Genomic DNA, 1,724 nt, shown 5'->3' on the forward strand with positions numbered 1-1,724 from the left:
TTGAACCGCTCCCCGTCAAGTAGACAATTGAAAAAATATAAATTTTTCCTGCCAGCAGAAATTTATCTGCTGGCAGTTTTTATGCGGCTTGCAAGTAAATTTCGTGTTTTTCCATTGGTGTTAAAATTCCGAGATTCCTTTGTAAGCGTTTATTGTTATAGTAATCTATATAATCTTCGATCATTTTTACGAGAGTACCTCTATCAGTGAATCGTTTTCCATAGTATCGCTCTCTCTTCAAAATCCCCCAAAAGCCTTCCATTGGTCCATTGTCGATACATTTAGCAACTCGCGACATGCTTTGTATTATTCCAGCATTTACAAGTTTTGTATGAAATGTCCTGTTCGTATATTGGAATCCCCTGTCACTGTGAAACAGTGGCTGCGCACCAGGATTTCTAAGTAAAGCATTGTCTACCGTATCAAACACCAAAGCATTGTTGTTCTTATCACGAATAACATACGAAACAATCCGTCTATCATATAGGTCCAGTATTGCACTTAGATAAACTTTATGCTTTTCAATCCCAATATAATAATGGAATTCTGTCACATCAGTGAGCCATTTTTCATTTGGTGCTTTGGCAGTGAACTCCCGATTAAGTATGTTTTCAGCTATATACTGAGGGTTTGCAGCCTGTCTTGTGCATCCGTTGTTAGAATACTTGATAGTTGATTTTATATTAAGTTTACGGCAAATACGTAGCACACGTTTATCGTTTATATCAATACCATGATATCGTTCCAAATCATCTCTGATCCTTCGATAGCCTTTATCCGGTGAGTCTGTGTGAATCTTTTCTATCTCGTCAGCAATAAACCTATTCTTTTGCTCGCTTTTGGGAATTTCTCTGTGTAGCCATTTATAATAAGCTGCTCTAGAAACATTACCAAGTTTGCAAAGTGCAGCAACTGAATAATTATGATCTTCATGTTCTTCTTTGATTGCCTGATATATATGTTCATGACGGACCAGGCTTAGCCCCGCCTCCTCTCTATTTCTTCGAGTTTTTTTAAAAAAGATGCCTCCATTTCAGCACGTTCTTTCTCTGCTTTTAAAATTTTAACTTCAGCACGCAGCTTTTCTAATTCACTCATCTCATCGGGACGTTTTCGTTTGCCACGGTTATCTCTTAAAGCTTCTACTCCACCAGCTTCATATTTGACTATATAATTGCGAGCCTGTTGATAGGACACCTGGTATTGTTCTGCTGTTTTGGCATAATTACGATTATGTGCGATACAATACTGTACTATTTCAACCCGTTCTTCAAAAGTGGTTTTTCTTCCTTTGGTCATGATAATGCTTCCTCCTGTTCCAGAAGATTTTAATTCTTCATGACCATTATACTTCTTTATCCAGATTTGTAACTTAGCTTTTGAACGGATTCCGTATTTTTTGCAAATATCATCTTGAGAACCATAGCCTGCTAAATAATCTACGACTGCTTGTTGTTTCAATTCTTTGGAATATTTTTTATTCCCTTTCAATGTGAATGCATTTGCTCCCATAGATTCATAGTTTCGAATCCATTGTTGGACAGATGCGAGACTTACATCAAACATATCGGCAATTCGCCGTTGACTTTCTTTTCCATCCAGATATAGATTTACAGCATATATCTTATCCGCAACAGATACTTTTCTTTTAGACATAAAATATGCTCCCTCCTAAGTGACAAGTTTTTATTATTTCACTTGTCTACCTAGAAGGGAGCATATCA

Annotated in this window: 2 protein-coding genes; both read right to left on the reverse strand. The window is 36.9% G+C overall.

Translation table 11 applies throughout. The features are described from left to right. Window positions 1-79: 79 nt before the first annotated feature. Entirely contained in the window at window positions 80-1,024 is a 945-nt protein-coding gene (locus tag AB5Z12_RS20705) for an IS3 family transposase (protein WP_313722190.1), read from the reverse strand. Next, on the reverse strand, window positions 979-1,656 hold the full coding sequence (locus AB5Z12_RS20710) for a helix-turn-helix domain-containing protein (RefSeq protein WP_195698868.1): 678 nt from the start codon (window positions 1,654-1,656) through the stop codon (window positions 979-981). The genes AB5Z12_RS20705 and AB5Z12_RS20710 overlap by 46 nt, the downstream gene beginning before the upstream one ends. Between the last annotated feature and the right edge of the window lie 68 nt (window positions 1,657-1,724).

The sequence above is a fragment of the Ruminococcus sp. RTP21358st1_G6_RTP21358_211008 genome (genome assembly GCF_040908885.1).
Lineage (GTDB): Bacteria > Bacillota > Clostridia > Lachnospirales > Lachnospiraceae > Blautia_A > Blautia_A faecis.

Bases quoted from the DNA above. Each gene is read 5' to 3' on its own strand.
- AB5Z12_RS20710 (WP_195698868.1), bottom strand. From the start codon at position 1,656: ATGTCTAAAAGAAAAGTATCTGTTGCGGATAAGATATATGCTGTAAAT.